Genomic DNA, 15733 nt, shown 5'->3' on the forward strand with positions numbered 1-15733 from the left:
TTTGGCATCGCATCCAGATAGGATGCCAAGGCCACACAGGCAAGGTAGGCAAGCCGCCCGCGGGAGCGCCGGCCATCATCGTTCCCGATCCCGGTGAGGCGGTGGCCGCCCCTCGTCCGCACCTGTGGGCGGCGAAACGCCCTCCGGCTCGTTTCGGCGCTCCTGCGGCGGCCGTTCGGATTGCAGTATCTCCCGTGCGCGCGCGAGCCGCCGCGACACCGCCGGCGGCATCGCCGCCAGAAAGCCGGCGATTTCCTGCCCCAAGGCCCGATCTTCCGGTTTTCCGGTGGCGGCGAGCGCGACGGCGGCCTCGGCATAGGCGCCGCGGATCTGCTTCTGGCGCGCCAGCGCCATGACATCTTCCGGCCGGCGCTCCTGGTCGGCCGCACGCACGAAGCTTTGCGCCCGCAGTTCGTTGAGCTGCGCGAGATTGAGCCTGCGCCCCTCGGCCCCAAGCCGGGCATCGAGATGGAGCGCGGCTGACCGCACGCGCTTCTGGACATGACCGCGCGCCCGCCGGGGTGTCGCTTCCGCCGCGACACCGCGCGCGCGCAGCTCATGCGCGAAGGTCTCACGCATATGATGGAGATCCGCCTTGCGCGGATTGAAGCGGGTTCCGTCCGCCCCTTCGGTCGCCACCGTCAGATGGACGTGGGGATGATCGGTGTCGGTATGGAGCGCCAGCATATAGGCATGGTTCCCCTCGAACAGGATTCGCGCGAATGCCTGCGCCGCATCATGGAGCGTCTCGGCGTCGGTCGATCCCCCGGGCATCGACAGCACCAGCGACATCGACGTCGGCCGTTCCCGGCCATGTTCGTTCATGGCCTCGTCGAGCATCGCCCAGTCCTGAGCGATCGCCTTGAGCCGATCCGGCTCGGTGATAATCTCGCCCTCGCTCGATCGGACGGCGAGCTTCCCGTGGCGCGCCACATAGCCGAAATGCTCGGCGACATGATGAGCGCCATATTGCTTGCCGGAGACCTTCACCATCACCTCGGGCGCCTTGCGCACGATCCGCTCGAGCTTGGCGCGCGCCTCGGCCTGGCCCATCGACATCGGCCGGGCGGCCCCGCCCCCGCTTCCGCCCGGTTTGATCCGAACATAGGCGCCGCGCAGGGTCCGCTTGCCGCCTGCCGGCGGCCGCCAGGCCTCCATCAGGCTGGGAAGCGGGAGAACCCCCTCCTCCTCACGCATCGGCCATGTCCCAGTAGCGAAGATCGCCCTTGAGCGCGGCCCCGAGACCGGCGAGCGCATCGACGATCTCGGACCTAAAGCTTGCGACCCTGGCCGCTTCCCGCGCGACGTCGAGGCCGGATTCGACCATCACCGAGGCGTTGAGCGCGCGGGTCGCCTGGTTGAGGTTGATCCCGATCCGATTGAGCTCGCGCCACGCCTGCGCGACGGCCGCCCGCTCCTCGCGCGGCAAGGGCGCGTTTGCGCGCAAGCGCCGCGCCAGCAACGTGGTGATCCAGTCGGTACGCTTCATCCCCAGCACATCCGCCGCGCGGTCGAGCGCGGCGATCTCTTCCGGGATCAGCCGAACCTCGACCCGGCAGGTTGCGCGCTGGCGGGCGCGCGGCGCCTGATGCCCCTCCCCCGCCTCCATGGCCAAGGCGTCACCGATCAAGCGGCGCAGCAGCGCCGAGCGGCCGCCCGATACCGCCGCGAGCGCGGCGAAACGCTGGGCGACATCATCGTCGAGCCGAAAGGTGAGGACGGGCATGTCCCCAACGCTATTGTCATACATCCCCGGCGCCAAGCCTATCCGGCCCTTACCTTTACTCAACTCATCTTATAGTCTGCTTGGGCAGACTATTGTTCTTCGGCCAGCGAACCCCTCTCGAACACCGATCGTCCGCAGCAAGGGGCGGCGCCTTCGGCGCTGCCCCCGCCCATCGACACGAAAAGGGCCGCACCCCGAAGGGTACGGCCCAAACCATCGTGCAAGATAAACTACGAACGCGGAGGAGGCGGGTCAGTTGTTGGCAAGGCCTCGCTTCTCTCGCCGGTCGGACCGATCGACGAGGCAGCGACTTCACGCTCGCGGCCATCCTCGAAAATCACCGTGACCAAAGGCGCCAGCGGGAGCCACGCAGGGAAGCCGTCGACCAAGACCGGTAGTCTAGGAGATCGGATCGGCGCGGAGGGTTTGTCCGTGAGGCCCGATCGAACCGGATCGCGGTCGGTGGGGGCCAATGGCTGTGCCACAGGCGCCCGCGGAGGGACCGGCGCCGGGTGCGTCTGCTTGAGTTCGGCGATGAAGCGCGATCCTGCGGCGAGCGTTGCGCCGGCGTCGCCCCAGCTGGCGACATAGGCCTCGACCTCGGCAGGGTAGTCCCTCGCCGTCCGGTGCAGATCATAGAGAAGGCGAATAGGCGCAAACGGCAGGGCCGCCTTGAGATAGGCCGGCATGTCGCCATAGGCGGCATAGAGCGAGACGAACTGCTTGGATCGGCCGAGTGCCGCCGCGATCTCGACCTGGTTCATCCCGCCCTTCAGCATCCGGGCGATCGCATGGGCGAGCTCGACCGACGACAGATTGGCGCGCTGGTCGTTCTCGACGATCTGGTCGGCCAGCAGTTGCACTCCCTCGCCGACCGGCACGACGATCGCGGGGATCGTGGCAAGGCCCGCCAGCTGCGATGCGCGGAAGCGGCGCTCGCCCAGACGTATCCGGTGCATGCCGTTCGCGTCGGGCGGCGTAACCGTGATCGGCTGCAGCACGCCGCGCGACGCGATCGAGGCGGCCAGCTCGGCGAGCGCGTCATCGTCGAAGCTGCGCCGGGGATTGCCGGGGTCGGGCAGGATGCGCGCAAGTTCGATATCCTCGACCCGGCGCGCCCGTTCATGGTCGCCGACAAGAAGTCCGAACTCCTCGATGCGCTCGTCGAACTTGCCCATCAGGCGGCCGCGACCTCCTGGCTTGTCATGCGCCCCTCGATCTCGGCGAGCACCGCGCGGATCTCCTCGGCCGCCGCCTTGGCGCCGCTGCCGGTCTCCTGCCATACCGGACGATGATTTTCCGCGGCATGCTTGTAGGTCGGCCGCGCCTTGATGAAGGCCGGGAACATGAGCTTCTCGCCGACCGCATGCGCCAGCTTCACCGCATTCTCCATCTCGCGCCGGTCGAACGGATTGACCATCGAGGGGAGGAGCCCGAGGAAAGCGATCTTGCGGCCGGCGCGCGCGGCCTCGGCCTTGCGCAGCGCGGTCAGCAGCATCTTGGCGCATTCGACCGAATCCTCGGCAACCTGCACCGGCGCGATCACGGCATCGGCGACCGCCATCGCGCTCAAGGTGAGCTCGTCCCACTTGGGACCGGTATCGATAACGCAATAGTCGAAATGCGGGCGGAGCGCCGGGAAGCGGCCGATGAAGTCGCGCACATCCTGCGCCGCCTTGACCATCTGGAGACGGGGATCGGCACCGAGCACGGTTAGCCCGGCCTGCCCGTCGGCGCACAGGGCAGCGGCAGGATCGAACAGGTCGGCGGAAAATCCGCCTTGCCGCTCGGCGCCCAGGCGCCGCGTCGAGCTGCCCTGCGGGTCGAGATCGACGAAGGCGACGCGGCGCTCAGGCGGTTCAGCAAGATACCAGGCGAGATGACTGGCGAGGAAGGTCTTGCCGACCCCGCCCTTGAGCAGGCTGACGACGATCGTCTTCATGACCGCGGCACCTCAGCAATAGTCGTCAGGACCATCGCGCAGGTTGCGCTCATAATGATCGCGCGAGGACCAGTCGCCGCCACCCCCAATGCCGGGACCGACATAGCGGAACAGATAGACGGTGAGGGCGAAGCAGCCGAACGCGAAGAGAAACGCGTGATCGGGATGCGCGGCGAAATATGCGGCCATGATAAGTCTCCTTGGAGCCAGTGAACGGGCAAGCGAACGGCGCCACTGGCGCCGGCCACGCGCAATCGCGCGACATCTCGGACCCGCGCCCCCCCCTCCCGCATTTGCGGATGCGGCGTCCGTTGCCCGCATAGTCTGCTCAAGCAGACTATGCGGGCCATCCCCCCGGTCGGGGGGATGGCTGCGCCGGATCAATATTCGTCGGCCAGCAGGATAGTGAGCACGCGCGTCGTGACCTCGGGGTTCGCGGCATCCGGCGAGCCATAGGCGAGCTCGAGATCGTAATAGTCGATCTTCCAGTAGAGGATCGCATCCTCGAACTCGAAGCGGCCGAAATCATGCTCGTCGATCGGATCGTTGTCGGGCGTGAAGCTGTCATAGTCGCGCACGATCCGGAGGATCTCCGCGCGGCGGCGAAAGCCGCGGAACAGGGCGACGTCGCCGATCAGCGCCGCAACGCCCGCAGTCATCACGATCTGGTTGCGGCCCGGGCTATGGATGGACCGGCGAAGCGCGTCATTGAGTTCGGCGACGCGGGCGATCCGCTCGGCCTGGCTCATCGCATTCGGGGAGGATTGGGACATGAGAACGCTCCTGATCTGTCCGGCCCCGCCCGCCGGGGCCTTCCGACAGGCGTGCCAAGGGCCGGCGGCAGAGCGCGGCCGCGCACCGGCAGGGTCGCAACGGCAGTGGAGAAGCCCGCAAAGCGGGCTTGCGCGGGCGCGCGCGCCGGCCAGGCAAGCCGACAGGAGGAAGGTCTTGGCGGGCGGGATCGCGAAGAGATGATCGCGGTGTCCTGATTCTCTGGCTCCGCGGAGAGCCCGGCGCTATCCTCCGCCCATCATGACGAGCAGCGCCACTCTCTTCCGCCTTGCCCCGGCCTGGACCGCGTCACTCCAGGCGATGCGGCTGCGCCAGATCCTCGTCCGATCGCAATGCCGCCGCTGCGGTGCGTTGATGCGCGAGGATGTCGATGCCCTGATCGGGCTCCATGGAGCAGGCGCCAGCCTCATCGACCGGCAGGCCCGATGCCGCATGGTCGGCTGCGACGGCGCGGCCTATTATCTCGCGGCGCGGGGCCATGACCGTCCCTGGCACATATTGCTGCACGATGAGCACCTGCGTGCGGGCCTGGCCAACTGCCCTCCAGCGCGCGGCGCGACCGGCCGGGCCATAGTTTGCGCGCAGGGTTGAGAAGTGCGAGCAGTCACGGCAGGGATCGTCACCCGAATGGGCTGAGACTTGGCACAAGGCTCAGGGCGAAGCCTAGAGCCCGGTCCGGCCGCGCCGGAGCCGCCATTCTCAGCGCATAGATGCAGAGAAATCCGACTTTCAGACGGCAACCGCCCGTCGCAGATTGCCAAGTGCAGAACACAATTTCTGCGATACCTTACGGAGCTGCTGAAGCCTCTCCGCCGCCTCGTTCTCTTCGATCACGAGCGTCGAACGATCAGCCTGCCGTGCCCGGATCGCGATCACACGAAAGATGGCGGCCCATCGACTGGTCCGTTCGACTGTCAGCTTCGCCTGGCCATGGGCGAGCATCGTGCGCAGCCCTTCCTGGTGCCGAAATTCCGCCAGCAGGCTCGCGACACCCTTTCCCTCCACGGAAAAGGGGCCGCCCTCATTGACGAGTGCAGCAAGGTCATCGAGCCGTTGCCCGACCAAATGCCGTAGCTTCACCGACTGTCCTCGTCCCGGCTGAGCGCTCAGATGCAGCAAAGTCTCGGTAACGGCCACCTCCACCGCGGCGAAGCATTGCAGACAGGCACCGCGCCAGGCGTTCACCTCCTGGGTGACGCGCGCCCACAGGGCATCATCGCCGGCATTCGCTATCGCAGCCTCAATCGTCATTATCGCAGCATAGTCGCGGCATCTGAACAATCGGTTCTCGTCTTCGGCGCAAGCCGCGAGCGAAGCGCGGGGAATAACCGGGAGCCGAGCGGCTCCCGGTCGAGCCGTCAGGCAAAGGGATCGAATTCGGTGACGATGGCGACGCTGCCGTCGGCGTCTTCGGCGGTGATAACCCCGTAATGCTGCCCGATCGCGATGACGAAGGTGACCATCATGAGGCTGCGCGAGAGGCTGAAGGCGTGGCGGCGAGCGATTGCGATGTCGGTGAACATGTCGAGGCTCCTTTGCGCGCCGGCGGGTTCGTCCCGCTCGACAGGCGCCCGATGTGTCCGGCCGGTGGCCGCGATCACTTTTTTGGCTGGAGGCCCAAAAAGCCGTAGCGAAGCGACCGGACCCCTTGCGGGTTGATCGCAAAAGGTCACCGGGTGGACCAAGGATCGCGCCGATTGAGAGCGGGCGAACCCGCCGGCCAGGAGGCCAGGTCCCCGCCGATGTCGCGCCCCACCCCTTGCCCTGCCTGCCGCTCCATCCAACGGGTCCGGATGACAGGCCGCCGCTTGTCGGTTAGCCCCGCCGGATGCTGTTCCCGCTCCTGCTTGCCGCCGCCGTGGTCCCCAATGATCAGACCTTCGCCTGCACACCGACGCGCGTCTGGGATGGCGATGGCCCGATCTGGTGCCGCGAGGGCGCCCATGTGCGGCTCGCCGGCATTGCCGCGCGCGAGATCGACAACAGCTGCCGCCCCGGCCAGCCCTGTCCGAGAGCAAGTGGCCCGGCCGCCCGCGATGCGTTGGTGCGCCTGCTTGGCGGACCGCGCGGCCAGACATCCACCGGGCATATTCGCGTGGCTGGCCCCACCATGCGCTGCGTCTCGACCGGCGAAGCCAAGGGCAACCGGACCGGCGCCTGGTGCAACGCGCCCGGCATCGGCGATCTCAGCTGCGCGATGATTGCGACCGGCACCGTGCTGCGCTGGGAGCGCTATGCCAAGGGGCGATGCCGATCCCGCTGATCCGCTTGGGACCATGCCGCGCCTGAACAGGATAAGAGGCCCGGCGGCGATGCCGCCGGGCCGCCCTGTCCGAGCTCAGAAGGGGATTTCATCGTCTTCGGGCTCGTTGCCGCCGCCGCTATTCTCGTTGGACTTGGCGCGGGTGAGGAAGGTCACCTCGTCGGCGATGATCTCGACGCCGTAGCGTTCGATATTCTCGCTGTCGGTCCAGCGGGTGTAGTGGATACGGCCCCGGACCATGACCTTCATACCCTTGTCGACATATTGCTCGACCGTCTTGCCGACGCCGTTGAAGCAGGTGATCCGGTGCCATTCGGTGTCCTCGAGGCGGCGATTGTTGTCGTCGCGCAGGATCTTGCCGTTGCTGTCGCGCTTCGGGCGCGAGGTGGCGAGGCTGAAATGGGTAATGCGGGTGCCGCCCTGGGTGGTGCGGGTTTCCGGCGTGCCACCGACATTGCCGGCGAGGATGACGAGGTTCTGCATGGCCTGAGTTCCTTCGATGTGGGTCCAAGGGACCGTCCCTTCGACTGATCCCCGGCCAAGGCGGACAGGACGGCCCATCCACCGGCAGCGCAGCGCCGGGGAACCCCGAGACAAGGGGTGGTGCGGGCAGCCGTGGCACACGGCAACTCGGCCCGATGGCTTGCGGGTTGGATGGGCCGGACGGCCGGCTTAGGGGTCAGATGAGGAGAAGGACGGTGCGTCGCTTGGGCCATGACCGGAGCCCACCCAGCGAAACCGCCGATATTGCCGGCTTTGCCGAGCACGCCGGTCCGGCATCTCGCGGACCTTACGCCCGTGCCTTATCTGCCCGTCCCTTGAGCCGCAGGACGGGATTGTAGATCCTTCGCATGGCCACTCGCGGGCTCGACACGACGTCCGTTGCACGATCACGCGGAGGGGGAAGAGGAGGTACGCAAGGTGGCGGCGCCTGGCGTGGCTGGCCTCAGGCAGGCCGCCACGGCATCGAGGAGCTGCCCGGTCTCGCAAAGCACGGCGCCGATGTCGCAGGCATAGCCACCTGCCACCAGCGCGTCGATCCGATGCACGGCATAGGCCGGGCCGAGGCTCTTGATGAAATCGGCCAGCGGACGACCGGGCGCCGGCAGGCCTAGCTGCCGCGCCTCGTCGAGGGCGCGGACAAGGTCATGACGGATATCGCGGGCCAGCGCATCGTCCGTCCAGCCATGACCCAAAAGATGCGCCTTCAAACCCAGTTCGCAGGAGATCGCGAGCAAGTGCAGTGCCGGCGCAAGCGCAATAGGCGCGCCAATCTGCGCGCCGCGATGAAATTCGCGCGCTCGATCGAGAAACACGGCTGCAAGCACCGGATCGCCGGGCGCCGCCAATCTTTCGATCGCGCGCCAGCGGCGCGGCGTCAGCTGGCGGAGCCAGGAGGGACCGGCCTGGTTGCGAAGATGCCGTAAGTAAGCGCCATCGGCTTCGTCCACATCGCGGCCTGTCGACCATAAGGACAGCAGCTTCGCCTTCCAGTGGCGGCCATGCGCGGCGCGGAAGGCAAGGAGCGCGCACGCACTGGCGCGATCGGGCATGAACATGATGCGGAACCTCCGAAGGGAACAAGGGACGCATCCGCCCCGCCCCCTCCCCTCCGGCACCGGAATCCGCGAGATTGAGAAAAGCCGGCCGCCGAAGCGGCCGGCACGGCGGTCAGCCGCGAGATAAAGCCGCCGGCGGCGTTCCGAGCGGTCCGCGGCGATCGACGACATGGATGCCGCGCGCCTTGGCCTCGACCACCAGCCTTTCGGTGACGCCGTTGCCCTGGAAGGCAATGACGTAGCGCGGCTTGACCGAGAGCATCTGCTCGTTGCGCCGGAAGCCGGCACGATCGCCAAGCTTGCGATCAAGGCCGAACCGCAGCTGCTGGATGCCGTTCTGCTCGGCCCAGGATGCTGCAAGACGCTCGATGCCCTTCATGTCGCCGCCATGGACGAGATACATGTCGCCCACACGTTCGCGCACGGCCTTGAGGGTCCGCAGCAGATTGTCGGCAAACTGCTTGGCCTCGTCGTCGCTGGCGAAGCGAAGGCGCCCGCCGGCGAAGACCACGGGCGTGCCATGGACCATATTGGCATCGCGCACCCGCTCGCGCCGCGCCTGCAAATAGGCCCGGCCATCGACGATCGCAGCGGTCGTGCCGAGCGAGATGCGGTTGCCGGTCGCGGGCACCCAGGAGCGGCCGGTCTCATGCAGATAGTGGCGCGCCGCGGTGTCGCGCATCCCCTCATAGGCCTGGGCGGACTGCTCGACCTTGCGGGCGAGATCGATCTTGTCCTCGAGATCAGCGGTCGCGATCTCCGATCCGTCCTGCTCGGCGAGCAGGAGCCGGATCTCGTCGGTCAGGCGGTCGATCAGCTGATGCTTCTTGGCGGCCGCGCGGTGGAAGAGATTGACGAAGCCCCAGCCCAGATCCTCGATGTCGCGTTCGAGCGCGGTGAAGGGGAAGAGCGCGAAGAGATCGCTCCAGATGGCGCTGACGGTCTGTTCGAGCGCTTCGGCCGGCGGCGGCGCTTCCATCGAGCGTTGGTCGCCCATCAGGTCGAGATGGCCGAGTTCGAGTGCTTGGAGCACTGCTGAAAGGGAGCTGGTCATGAGGGATTGCCTTTCCGTGTCGCAGGGCCGGCGGCCTTCCCGCCGGATGCGCACCCTCCGGGCCATCGAAAAAGCGGCGGCGGCACCGCCGGGCAACGCCCAAGGGGAACCCGATAAGGTCCGGGTGGTGCGGGCAGGCGCGCCTCGGCGCGCCAACACGGCCGGAGCGTTCGGGTTGCCGCCGCCAGCGCGATGGCCCATGTGCCGCATCCTCTGGCGAAAGGCGCGAAGGCCCTGTCGCGTCAGGCATTCATGACGCAGAGGACCTTAAGAAGGGCACCCGCAACCCGATCTCCCGATACGCACAGGACGGCATGAAAGCGCGTCGCATCGGAAGAGCCCGGCCGTCAGGCCTTCGACCGTGAGGCCAGATCTTGGGCCGCGTCGCGCTTGGCGGCTGCCGCCTTGCGTTCCGAATAGCGGTCCACGAGTTGATCGGCATGGCGACGTGTCAGCACCGTGAAGCGCACCAGCTCCTCCATGACGTCGACGATCCGGTCATAATAGCTTGAGGCACTGAGACGGCCGTCCTCGTCGAACTCCTTGAACGCCATAGCAATGCTCGACTGGTTGGGGATGGTGAACATGCGCATCCACCGCCCGAGCAGCCGCAACGTGTTGACCGCGTTGAACGACTGCGATCCGCCCGAAACCTGCATGACGGCCAGGGTCCGGCCCTGGGTCGGACGCATGCCGCCGAATTCGAGCGGCAAATGGTCGATCTGCGCTTTCATGATGCCGGTGATCTGGCCGTGCCGTTCGGGACTGCACCAGACCATGCCCTCGGACCAAAGCGCATGCTCGCGAAGCTCATGCACCGCCGGGTGATCATCGTCCTTGATCTGGTCGGGGAGCGGGAGATCGGCCGGATCGAAGATCCGCACTTCGGCGCCGAAGAGGATGAGCAGCCGGGCCGCTTCCTCGACCGCGAAGCGACTGAACGACCGCTCGCGCAGCGAGCCGTAGAGGAGGAGGATGCGAGGTTTCGGCTCAAGCGCGCCGAGCCCGGCGGCGAGATCGGGCCGGATCATTGCACGGTCCAGCGCGGGCATGTGATCGGGTTCGGGAAGGATACGAAGACGCGACATCAGGCAATCCATTTGTACAAAAGGGCGGCGCTCGCCGGGCATAGCGATCGGAACTCGGCCGATTGCGCGATGACGGCAGGAACGTCGGTCCGTTCGGCTGTTTCATAGCCGTGACGGCGAAAGAAAGGCTCGGCGGTCGTGGTGAGCAGGTACAGGCTAGTCGCGCCCTCATCAGCTGCAGCGCGTTCGACTGCCGTGAGAATGGCACCGCCCAATCCGCATCCGCGCCGATCGGCCTTCACGACCAGCGAGCGCAGCAGGCGGTCGGAGCCGTCGCCTTCGATCCCGCCATAGCCGACAAGGCCAACATCATCCTCGAACCGAAAGAAGCGGCGTCCCGCCTCGGCGAGATCACTGGCAGGCAGACCCGCCGCGCTCAGCTCCGCCATCAGGTCGGAAAGCGACCTGGAATCCAGGAGTGTAGCGATCATGCAGGAACGCGTTGCTCGTACCAGGGCCGCGTCTTCTTGACGATGCTGACGACAGACAGCATTACCGGCACCTCGACCAGCACGCCCACCACGGTCGCGAGCGCGGCCCCGGAATTGAGGCCGAACAGGCTGATCGCGGCTGCAACCGCGAGCTCGAAGAAATTGGACGCGCCGATCAGCGCGGCCGGAGCGGCGACGCACCAGGCCACGCCGAAGCGCCGGCTGAGCCAATAGGCCAGGCCCGCATTGAAGTAGACCTGGATGAGGATGGGAATGGCAATCAGTGCGATGACCAGCGGATGAGCCAGGATCGCCGGGCCCTGGAAGCCGAACAGGAGGACGAGCGTCGTCAGCAGCGCAACCAGCGACACCGGCCCAAGCGTTGCCAGCAGCCGATCGAGCGCCGGCTGCCCGCCTGACGATAGCAACGCCCGACGAATGATCTGCGCGACGATGACGGGCACGACGATATAGAGCAGGACCGAGATGAGCAGCGTGTCCCAGGGCACTGTGATCGAGGCGACCCCGAGCAGCAGTCCGACCAGCGGTGCGAAGGCGAAGACCATGATCACGTCGTTGAGCGCCACCTGGCTCAGCGTATAGGTCGGCTCGCCGTCGCACAGGTTCGACCAGACGAACACCATCGCCGTGCAGGGGGCGGCGGCGAGCAGGATGAGCCCGGCGATATAGGCGTTGATCTCGCCCTGCGGCAGCAGCGGCCGGAAGAGCCATCCCAGGAACAGCGTGCCGAGCAGCGCCATTGAAAAGGGCTTCACCGCCCAGTTGATGAAGAGGGTGACGCCGACGCCCTTCCAGTGTTGGCGAACCGACCCCAACGCGCCGAGGTCGATCTTGAGCAGCATGGGGACGATCATCAGCCAGATCAGCACAGCCACGACCAGGTTCACGCGCGCGATCTCAGCCGATGCGATGGCTGCGAACAGATTCGGCAGCGAATAGCCGAGCGCGATGCCGACAGCGATGCAGAGCGCCACCCAGACGCTCAAATAGCGTTCGAAGCTGTTGATCGCCGGCTTGGGTCGTGCCGCAACGGTCGCGTTCACGCCCCGATCCTCTTGCCGGCGGCGTCGATGACCTGCTCGCCATCTTCCTTGGTGAAAGCCCCGCGCTGGGCGGACGGGAGAAGATCGAGCACCTCTTCCGATGGACGGCAGAGTTTCACGCCGAGCGGCGACACAACGATTGGCCGGTTGATGAGGATCGGATGTTCGATCATCGCATCAATGAGCTGGTCATCGCTGAGCGTCGGATCGGCAAGACCCAGCTCGGCGAAGGGCGTGCCCTTCTCGCGGAGCAACTGGCGTGCGCTGATGCCCATGCGGGCGATGAGCGAAACCAGGCGCGGGCGGTTGGGCGGCGTCTTGAGATATTCGATCACATGCGGCTCGATCCCGGCGTTGCGGATCATCGCCAGCGTGTTGCGCGACGTCCCACACTCGGGATTGTGATAGATGACGATATCGATTGCGGCATTGCTCATGCGCTGGGTGCCTTTTCGCTTGGGAGGTCGGCGCGGCCCTGTTCCTTGCCGATCCGGTTCAGCCGGTTCTGTAGACTCATCTTGTCGAGGCCTTCGAACGGCAGGTTGGTGAACAGCGAGATGCGATTGAACAGCATCCTGTAAGTATCGAAGAAGGCCGCGTGCTGCACCGTTTCGCTGTCCTCGATAGCGGCCGGATCGGGCACCCCCCAATTGGCGGTCAGCGGCTGCCCCGGCCAAACCGGGCAAAGCTCATTGGCGGCATTGTCGCAAACGGTGAACACGAAATCCAAGGACGGCGCATCGGGGCCGGAAAACTCTTCCCAGCTCTTCGAGCGGAACCGGCTTGCGTCGTAGTTCAGCTTCTCCAAGAGATGAATGGTGAACGGATGGACCTCGCCCTTGGGCTGGCTGCCGGCGCTGAACGATTTGAAACGGCCTAGCCCCTCACGGCTGAGGATCGCCTCGGCCATGATGGAACGGGCGGAATTGCCCGTGCAAAGAAACAGTACGTTCAACAGGCGATCCGTCATGTTGATGTCCTTTCAGGCAGCACGACAGGCAAGCAGTTCATCCGCAAGTGGATGGCAGAGCTCGGCCCGGCCACCACAGCAGTCCTTGACGAGGAACAGCATCACGGAGCGTAGCGCATCGAGATCGGCGCGGTAGTTGATGATCCGGCTGCGCCGCTCGGATGTGACCAGGCCGGCACGCGCCAGGGTCGCCAAATGCACCGACATCGTGTTCTGCGGGACATCCAGCGCCTTGGCGACCTCGCCGGCGGGAAGGCCTTCGGGTTCGTGACGCACCAGAAGGCGGAAGGCGTCGAGGCGCGTGGCTTGGGCAAGCGCGCCCAACGCGACGATGACAGATTCGTTATCCATATATCCACGATAGCGGATATATGGATATAGTGCAATCGGCGACATGGCGAGATCAAGCAGCCGCCTGCTCGTCCAGATCATCCTCGCAAGCGAGATCGGTTGCCCGCAGCAGAAACCCGGCGGCTTCCTCGGCTCGCGCAGCCGCCGTCAGCAATGCGCGATTATCCTTGCGCAAAATGGCGAGCCAGGATCCGATATAAGCCGCGTGGTCGTCGAGATGGGTGGTTGTCCTTCGAGAGCGAGAGGTTCTTGACCTTCACGGACTGGATCATCGGTTGTCTCCTTCGAGGGTTGCGCCGACCTCGTCGGCCGGCTTGAGCCACTCAGGCCCACCCGGCCGAAGGCCCCCTCCCCTCTCTTCGGTCGCTTGGCGCGGCCGCGGGTCAGTCCGTGATCCTGGCGAGGATCTCGAGGGCGCGGCTCGGGGGAACGAACAGCCGCGTGCGGTGCTGGATGATCTCGGTGAAGCAGCCCGCCGCCTTGAGATGCGGCAGCGCCTCGGGCTTCCAGTCCAGCAATTCGAGGCGTTGATCGCCGGCGACCAAGGCGCGCTTCAGCCGCAGCGCTCCGATCGGCATGATCTCGCCCGAGGTGCGGACGTGCTCGACCCGCGCGCCGAGGTCGATCTCGACATGGGCCGCGATGCCGAATGCGCTGGCAATCCGCTCAACCAGCGGCGCCGGAATAAGACGCCCGAGAAGCGACTGGCCGTCATCGCTCGTCAGCCGCCAGACCTGGACATGATCGTCGGGCAGCTTGCCCCACACCGGAAGCAGCAGGCCAGTGACCAGATAGATGATCTGCGTGCGCGTCTGCGCCGCCATTGCGTCGCATTCGGCCTGCCAGGCTTCGTCGAAGCTCGCCCGGTCCACGTCGGTCCAATGGGTTTCGGCGAAGAGGTCCTGCCGGTGCCGTTCGGTGCGCGTCGGCCGCACCAGCTCATAGCGGCGCACGGTCCGCCCCTCTTCGTCCGTCAGCGAGAAGGTCGGCCGGCAAATGGCGGCCTTGCCGGAACGCGGGTTGATCAACCCGCGCGCTTCCGGGTCGGCCAGAAGCCAATGCGCTCGCTCCAGGGTCAGCGGCCGATATCGCTCCTCGGTTTCGATACGCAGGATCTCGGTTTCGGCGCCGCTCACGGGATCGCGCCGGATCACCGTCCGGTCGAGGATCGAAATACGGTCGGCCGCGATCGTTTCGACGCCAAGATCGAGGGTGCCGGCCTCGCGTGCCTTTTCCACCCGTGCTTCGATCAAGCCGAGATATTCGTCGAAGATCGCGTTCTGCAGGTCGATGCGCAGCGCCAGGATGCGGTTCAACCACCGCTGGATCGTGGGCAAGGTCTCGGTGAGCCCCCCGCCCTCCCCGGCCAGGTTCAAACCGGTGAGCGCCTGGAACTGATCGAAGTGGACCGATTGGAGTTTTGCCTGGAACAGCAGGCGAAACCACTGGTCGAGCGATTCCCGCGCGAAGTCGGACTCCAGATTGTCGCGGGGGTCGAAAAGTCCCTGCCCGCCGGTCTGGCGTTGGCCACGGGTCAGCGCGCCCAGGCTGTCGAGGCGCCGGGCGATGGTCGAGATGAACCGCCGTTCGCCACGGCAATCGGTGGAAACGGGCCGAAACAAGGGCGGGCAGGCTTGGTGGGTGCGGTGCGTGCGGCCCAGCCCCTGGATCGCCGCGTCCGCGCGCCAACCGGGCTCGAGGAGATAGTGAATGCGGCGGCTCTGATTGGGCGCGTCGAGGCTGGCGTGGTAACTCCGCCCCGTGCCGCCGGCGTCGGAGAAGATCAGGATGCGCTTTTCGCCGCGCATGAAGATGTCGGTCTCCGCGAGGTTCGTGCGCGCGCTGCGCCGTTCGATCCGCTGACGGCCGTCGGCATCGACGACGATCCGCCGGCTGCGGCCCGTCACCTCGGCCACAGCCTCCGTCCCGAAATGCCCGATTATGTGATCGAGCGCCGAGCCGACGACCGGCAGCGCACAGAGTTGCTCGAGGAGCTGGTCGCGCATGGCCATCGCTTCCCGGCACAGCACGGGCTGCCCGGCCTCGTCGATCATCGGTTCCGAGCGCACCGTGCCGCTATCGTCGGTATAGGTGCGCATCTGGCGCACGGGAAAGGCCGCGGTCAGATAATCGACCAGGAATTCGCGCGGGGACAGCTCGATATCGAGCCAGGCGCGCTCCTCGGGGGACAGGTCGGCAAGGGCACGATCGAGCATCGCTTCCGAGGTCGACACGAGCTGGACGACGGCGCAGTCGCCGCGCGCGAGATCGGCGGCGATCGCCGGGATCAGCGAGGGCAGCTTCATCGACAGCAGGATCTGGCCGAAGAAGCGTTGCTTGGTCGATTCGAAGATCGACAATGCCGCGGCCTTCGCGCCGCTATTATAGGTGGCACCGCTGAAGTCGTCGGTGACGCGCGTGGCGGCGAGCGCGGCCTGCAGATTGTTGTGAATGATCGCTTATCGCGAGGAAGCGGTAATGCGGAGGAACGCG

Annotated in this window: 20 protein-coding genes and 1 pseudogene; 2 read left to right on the forward strand and 19 right to left on the reverse strand. The window is 66.3% G+C overall.

The features are described from left to right. Positions 1–75: 75 nt before the first annotated feature. The 6 genes from LDB26_RS19855 to LDB26_RS19880 all read right to left on the reverse strand — a co-directional run bounded on the left by LDB26_RS19855 (position 76) and on the right by LDB26_RS19880 (position 4441). Positions 76–1197: a relaxase/mobilization nuclease domain-containing protein gene (locus LDB26_RS19855; RefSeq protein WP_007688043.1), complete on the reverse strand. Its 1122-nt coding sequence runs from the start codon at positions 1195–1197 to the stop codon at positions 76–78. Beyond that, positions 1190–1726: a plasmid mobilization relaxosome protein MobC gene (gene mobC / locus LDB26_RS19860; RefSeq protein WP_031295761.1), complete on the reverse strand. Its 537-nt coding sequence runs from the start codon at positions 1724–1726 to the stop codon at positions 1190–1192. Before mobC ends, LDB26_RS19855 begins: the two co-directional genes overlap by 8 nt. A 230-nt stretch (positions 1727–1956) precedes the next feature. Further along, positions 1957–2904: a ParB/RepB/Spo0J family partition protein gene (locus LDB26_RS19865; protein ID WP_007688045.1), complete on the reverse strand. Its 948-nt coding sequence runs from the start codon at positions 2902–2904 to the stop codon at positions 1957–1959. Further along, the gene (locus LDB26_RS19870) at positions 2904–3668 is read right to left on the reverse strand and encodes a ParA family protein (protein WP_007688046.1); all 765 of its coding nucleotides are present in this window, start codon (positions 3666–3668) and stop codon (positions 2904–2906) included. Before LDB26_RS19870 ends, LDB26_RS19865 begins: the two co-directional genes overlap by 1 nt. A gap of 12 nt (positions 3669–3680) precedes the next feature. After that, complete coding sequence (locus LDB26_RS19875; protein ID WP_013039042.1) at positions 3681–3857, reverse strand: hypothetical protein; 177 nt, start codon at positions 3855–3857, stop codon at positions 3681–3683. A 191-nt stretch (positions 3858–4048) separates the two neighbouring features. Beyond that, positions 4049–4441: a DUF3768 domain-containing protein gene (locus LDB26_RS19880; protein ID WP_007688057.1), complete on the reverse strand. Its 393-nt coding sequence runs from the start codon at positions 4439–4441 to the stop codon at positions 4049–4051. Positions 4442–4700: 259 nt separating this feature from the next. Here LDB26_RS19880 and LDB26_RS19885 point away from each other — a divergent pair, with 259 nt between their 5' ends. After that, complete coding sequence (locus tag LDB26_RS19885) at positions 4701–5051, forward strand: hypothetical protein (RefSeq protein ID WP_066564291.1); 351 nt, start codon at positions 4701–4703, stop codon at positions 5049–5051. 138 nt (positions 5052–5189) lie between these two features. Here the strand turns inward: LDB26_RS19885 and LDB26_RS19890 are convergent, their stop codons facing one another. Next, positions 5190–5711: a hypothetical protein gene (locus LDB26_RS19890; RefSeq protein WP_031295760.1), complete on the reverse strand. Its 522-nt coding sequence runs from the start codon at positions 5709–5711 to the stop codon at positions 5190–5192. 107 nt (positions 5712–5818) lie between these two features. Then, positions 5819–5983 carry a hypothetical protein gene (locus LDB26_RS19895; RefSeq protein WP_007688065.1) on the reverse strand — a complete coding sequence of 55 codons (165 nt, stop codon included), beginning with the start codon at positions 5981–5983 and terminating at the stop codon, positions 5819–5821. Positions 5984–6288: 305 nt separating this feature from the next. Between LDB26_RS19895 and LDB26_RS19900 the strand changes: the two genes are divergently transcribed. Further along, positions 6289–6723, forward strand: coding sequence for a thermonuclease family protein (locus LDB26_RS19900; RefSeq protein ID WP_007688066.1), 435 nt, complete (start codon positions 6289–6291; stop codon positions 6721–6723). A 75-nt stretch (positions 6724–6798) separates the two neighbouring features. Here the strand turns inward: LDB26_RS19900 and LDB26_RS19905 are convergent, their stop codons facing one another. From LDB26_RS19905 to LDB26_RS19955, 11 genes and pseudogenes are all read right to left on the reverse strand, one after another. Then, positions 6799–7206: a single-stranded DNA-binding protein gene (locus LDB26_RS19905; RefSeq protein ID WP_007688067.1), complete on the reverse strand. Its 408-nt coding sequence runs from the start codon at positions 7204–7206 to the stop codon at positions 6799–6801. A gap of 407 nt (positions 7207–7613) precedes the next feature. Next, a complete protein-coding gene (locus LDB26_RS19910) occupies positions 7614–8282 on the reverse strand; it encodes a hypothetical protein (RefSeq protein WP_007688068.1) in 669 nt (222 codons plus the stop codon). A gap of 112 nt (positions 8283–8394) precedes the next feature. Then, positions 8395–9336 (reverse strand): DUF2493 domain-containing protein, encoded by a 942-nt coding sequence (locus LDB26_RS19915; protein WP_007688069.1) that lies wholly within the window; start codon positions 9334–9336, stop codon positions 8395–8397. Positions 9337–9683: 347 nt separating this feature from the next. Beyond that, positions 9684–10424, reverse strand: coding sequence for an arsenical resistance protein ArsH (arsH, locus tag LDB26_RS19920; RefSeq protein WP_007688070.1), 741 nt, complete (start codon positions 10422–10424; stop codon positions 9684–9686). Continuing rightward, positions 10424–10855, reverse strand: a complete 432-nt coding sequence (arsN2, locus tag LDB26_RS19925) for an arsenic resistance N-acetyltransferase ArsN2 (RefSeq protein WP_007688071.1) — start codon at positions 10853–10855, stop codon at positions 10424–10426. The genes arsH and arsN2 overlap by 1 nt, the downstream gene beginning before the upstream one ends. Next, positions 10852–11919, reverse strand: a complete 1068-nt coding sequence (arsB, locus tag LDB26_RS19930) for an ACR3 family arsenite efflux transporter (RefSeq protein ID WP_007688072.1) — start codon at positions 11917–11919, stop codon at positions 10852–10854. The genes arsN2 and arsB overlap by 4 nt, the downstream gene beginning before the upstream one ends. Beyond that, positions 11916–12356, reverse strand: a complete 441-nt coding sequence (gene arsC / locus LDB26_RS19935) for an arsenate reductase (glutaredoxin) (protein WP_007688073.1) — start codon at positions 12354–12356, stop codon at positions 11916–11918. The genes arsB and arsC overlap by 4 nt, the downstream gene beginning before the upstream one ends. Further along, positions 12353–12889, reverse strand: coding sequence for an arsenate reductase ArsC (locus LDB26_RS19940; RefSeq protein WP_007688074.1), 537 nt, complete (start codon positions 12887–12889; stop codon positions 12353–12355). The genes arsC and LDB26_RS19940 overlap by 4 nt, the downstream gene beginning before the upstream one ends. Positions 12890–12901: 12 nt before the next feature. Next, a complete protein-coding gene (locus tag LDB26_RS19945; RefSeq protein ID WP_013849891.1) occupies positions 12902–13240 on the reverse strand; it encodes a helix-turn-helix transcriptional regulator in 339 nt (112 codons plus the stop codon). A 52-nt stretch (positions 13241–13292) separates the two neighbouring features. After that, positions 13293–13466, reverse strand: a pseudogene (locus tag LDB26_RS19950) (zincin-like metallopeptidase domain-containing protein); the annotation flags it as partial. A 157-nt stretch (positions 13467–13623) separates the two neighbouring features. Then, positions 13624–15600 (reverse strand): strawberry notch C-terminal domain-containing protein, encoded by a 1977-nt coding sequence (locus LDB26_RS19955; protein ID WP_009823943.1) that lies wholly within the window; start codon positions 15598–15600, stop codon positions 13624–13626. Positions 15601–15733: the final 133 nt, after the last annotated feature.

This window comes from Sphingobium sp. CFD-1 (genome assembly GCF_024611115.1).
Classification (GTDB): Bacteria; Pseudomonadota; Alphaproteobacteria; order Sphingomonadales; family Sphingomonadaceae; genus Sphingobium; species Sphingobium baderi_A.

Excerpts from the sequence above, each read along its gene's own strand:
- LDB26_RS19855 (WP_007688043.1), bottom strand. The coding sequence starts at position 1,197 with ATGCGTGAGGAGGAGGGGGTTCTCCCGCTTCCCAGCCTGATGGAGGCC.
- mobC (WP_031295761.1), bottom strand. The coding sequence starts at position 1,726 with ATGCCCGTCCTCACCTTTCGGCTCGACGATGATGTCGCCCAGCGTTTC.
- LDB26_RS19865 (WP_007688045.1), bottom strand. The coding sequence starts at position 2,904 with ATGGGCAAGTTCGACGAGCGCATCGAGGAGTTCGGACTTCTTGTCGGC.
- LDB26_RS19870 (WP_007688046.1), bottom strand. The coding sequence starts at position 3,668 with ATGAAGACGATCGTCGTCAGCCTGCTCAAGGGCGGGGTCGGCAAGACC.
- LDB26_RS19875 (WP_013039042.1), bottom strand. The coding sequence starts at position 3,857 with ATGGCCGCATATTTCGCCGCGCATCCCGATCACGCGTTTCTCTTCGCG.
- LDB26_RS19880 (WP_007688057.1), bottom strand. The coding sequence starts at position 4,441 with ATGTCCCAATCCTCCCCGAATGCGATGAGCCAGGCCGAGCGGATCGCC.
- LDB26_RS19885 (WP_066564291.1), top strand. The coding sequence starts at position 4,701 with ATGACGAGCAGCGCCACTCTCTTCCGCCTTGCCCCGGCCTGGACCGCG.
- LDB26_RS19890 (WP_031295760.1), bottom strand. The coding sequence starts at position 5,711 with ATGACGATTGAGGCTGCGATAGCGAATGCCGGCGATGATGCCCTGTGG.
- LDB26_RS19895 (WP_007688065.1), bottom strand. The coding sequence starts at position 5,983 with ATGTTCACCGACATCGCAATCGCTCGCCGCCACGCCTTCAGCCTCTCG.
- LDB26_RS19900 (WP_007688066.1), top strand. The coding sequence starts at position 6,289 with ATGCTGTTCCCGCTCCTGCTTGCCGCCGCCGTGGTCCCCAATGATCAG.
- LDB26_RS19905 (WP_007688067.1), bottom strand. The coding sequence starts at position 7,206 with ATGCAGAACCTCGTCATCCTCGCCGGCAATGTCGGTGGCACGCCGGAA.
- LDB26_RS19910 (WP_007688068.1), bottom strand. The coding sequence starts at position 8,282 with ATGTTCATGCCCGATCGCGCCAGTGCGTGCGCGCTCCTTGCCTTCCGC.
- LDB26_RS19915 (WP_007688069.1), bottom strand. The coding sequence starts at position 9,336 with ATGACCAGCTCCCTTTCAGCAGTGCTCCAAGCACTCGAACTCGGCCAT.
- arsH (WP_007688070.1), bottom strand. The coding sequence starts at position 10,424 with ATGTCGCGTCTTCGTATCCTTCCCGAACCCGATCACATGCCCGCGCTG.
- arsN2 (WP_007688071.1), bottom strand. The coding sequence starts at position 10,855 with ATGATCGCTACACTCCTGGATTCCAGGTCGCTTTCCGACCTGATGGCG.
- arsC (WP_007688073.1), bottom strand. The coding sequence starts at position 12,356 with ATGAGCAATGCCGCAATCGATATCGTCATCTATCACAATCCCGAGTGT.
- LDB26_RS19940 (WP_007688074.1), bottom strand. The coding sequence starts at position 12,889 with ATGACGGATCGCCTGTTGAACGTACTGTTTCTTTGCACGGGCAATTCC.
- LDB26_RS19945 (WP_013849891.1), bottom strand. The coding sequence starts at position 13,240 with ATGGATAACGAATCTGTCATCGTCGCGTTGGGCGCGCTTGCCCAAGCC.